The sequence below is a fragment of the Pseudoroseomonas cervicalis ATCC 49957 genome (assembly GCF_000164635.1).
Classification (GTDB): Bacteria; Pseudomonadota; Alphaproteobacteria; order Acetobacterales; family Acetobacteraceae; genus Pseudoroseomonas; species Pseudoroseomonas cervicalis.
This window is the reverse complement of sequence record NZ_GG770779.1, coordinates 328610-330666: the sequence shown is the minus strand read 5'-3', so window position 1 is coordinate 330666 and position 2057 is coordinate 328610. Positions and strand designations below refer to the sequence as shown.

The 2057-nt window shown below is 71.2% G+C and carries 3 protein-coding genes; 1 reads left to right on the top strand and 2 read right to left on the bottom strand.

Annotation, left to right across the window (positions count from 1 at the left end):
* Positions 1–62: 62 nt before the first annotated feature.
* Both flgG and flgF read right to left on the bottom strand, forming a co-directional pair.
* Complete coding sequence (gene flgG, locus HMPREF0731_RS12735) at positions 63–851, bottom strand: flagellar basal-body rod protein FlgG (RefSeq protein ID WP_007004553.1); 789 nt, start codon at positions 849–851, stop codon at positions 63–65.
* 40 nt (positions 852–891) lie between these two features.
* Positions 892–1638 carry a flagellar basal-body rod protein FlgF gene (gene flgF / locus HMPREF0731_RS12730; RefSeq protein ID WP_007004552.1) on the bottom strand — a complete coding sequence of 249 codons (747 nt, stop codon included), beginning with the start codon at positions 1636–1638 and terminating at the stop codon, positions 892–894.
* A 222-nt stretch (positions 1639–1860) separates the two neighbouring features.
* Between flgF and HMPREF0731_RS25460 the strand changes: the two genes are divergently transcribed.
* Positions 1861–2057: hypothetical protein (locus tag HMPREF0731_RS25460; protein WP_040613118.1), on the top strand; the 197-nt coding region annotated here is incomplete at its 3' end.

Here is a 2057-nt window from a genome sequence, read left to right as displayed (position 1 = left end):
CAGCGCCGGCGCCAGGCGCGGGCGGCTGGGGCGGGCCAGGGCGGGGCGGCCGGCGGGGTGCATCAGCCGCGCATCCGCGACAGGGTGGAGAGCATCTCGTCGCTCGCCGTGATGACCTTGGAGTTCATCTCATAGGCGCGCTGCGCGGTGATCAGCGCGGTGATCTCCTGCACCACGTTGACGTTCGAGGTCTCCAGATAGCCCTGCAGCACCTGGCCATAGCCGGCGGCGCCCGGATTGCCGAGCGTCACGCCGCCCGAGGCCGGGGTCTCCAGGAACATGTTGTCGCCGATCGCCTCCAGCCCGCCCTCATTGGGGAAGGTGCCGAGCTGCAGCTGGCCGACATTCTGCAGCGCCGCCTGGCCGTCGATCTTCACCAGCACCTCGCCGGTGGCGTTGATGGTGACGTCGCGCGCGCCCGCCGGGATGACGATGCCGGCGCCGACCTGGAAGCCGTCGGCGGTGACGATCATGCCGGCATCCGACAGGCCGAAGCTGCCGGCGCGGGTGTAGGCGGTCTCGCCGGTCGGCATCTGCACCGGGAAATAGCCATTGCCGCGGATCGCCAGGTCGAAGCTGTTCTGCGTCTGCGACAGGTCGCCCTGGGCGCCGATGCGGTAGATGGCGGCGGTGCGCACGCCGAGGCCGAGCTGCGCGCCGGAGGGCAGCACCGTGCCCTGGTCCGAGCTCTGCGAGCCGGTGCGGCGGAGATTCTCGTAGAGCAGGTCCTGGAACTCGGCGCGGCGGCGCTTGTAGGCCGTCGTGCTCATGTTCGCGATGTTGTTCGAGATGACCTCGACATTGGTCTGCTGGGCCATCATGCCGGTGCCGGCGATGTTCAGGCTGCGCATGGTGCGGTGTCTCCGGGGTCGCGGGCGGCGGGCGTTGGGATCAGGCGGGGCGCTTGAGGATGCGCTCGACGGCGGTCTTCGCCCGGTCGCCCTCGGTTTCCACGAACTGGCTGGCGAACTGGAATTCGCGCATCTCGGCGGTGAGGCGGGTCAGCTCGACGATGCTCTGGACGTTGCTGCCCTCGACCGAGCCCTGCACGACGCGCGGCGCGTCGACCGGCTGGGCCGGCAGCTCGGCCGGCGCCTCGAACAGGCGCTCGCCCTGGGCGATCAGCTTCTGCGGATCGGCGAAATTCACCACCCGCAGCCGGCCGACCGGGCCCTGCTCGGTGCGCACCGTGCCGTCGCCGGTGATGTCGATGCGCTGGGCGTTGGGCGGCAGCACCAGCGGCGCGCCATCCTCGTTCAGCACCGGGTTGCCGCCGATATCGACGATGCCGCCCTCGGGCGAGAGGGCGAAGCGGCCGGCGCGGGTGTAGCGCTCGCCATTGCCGGTCTGCACGGCGAAGAAGCCCTCGCCGCCGAGCGCCAGGTCGAGCGGGTTGCCGGTGGCCTGCAGGCTGCCGGGGGTGAAGTCGCGCCAAGTGGCGCGGTCCTGGGAGAAGGCGACCTCGCGGCCGCCGCGCGGCGCGTCGACGCCCAGCTGGCGGTCGATATGGGCGCCGAACACCATCTGCGCGGATTTGTAGCCGGGGGTGTCGGCATTGGCGATGTTCATCGCCAGCGCCGCCGTCGCGCGCTGCTGGGCGGCGAGGCGGGAGAGCACGACATAGCCGGGCATGTCCATCTTGGCGCAGCTCCGTGGGGTTGGGACCGGACGGAACAGGGCAGGGCAAGTCGCGTGCCACGCCCGGAGCGCCATCGGCCGCGGCCGGTCGGCCCCTCCTGGGCCAGCCCTGCCGCGTGGGGAGAGCTACCGGGCATTTATTACCGGATCATTGAGGCAAAAATTGCCGGTCAAGGACCCGTTAACAGAACCGCCCTAACTCCAGCCCCATTCCAGGATGGAGTGGCCGGCGTGAGCGACGGCGCAGGGGGCGGCAAGCCTGCCCCGGCAAAAACAGCTTCCAAGGGCGGGCGCGGCAAGCTGCTGCTGCTCGCGGCCGTCGCCTTGCTGCTGCTGATCGGCGGCGGCGCGGGCGGCGCGTGGTATTTCGGGCTGCTGCCGATTCCGGGGCTGCCGGCGCCCTCCGGCGCCGCCTCGGC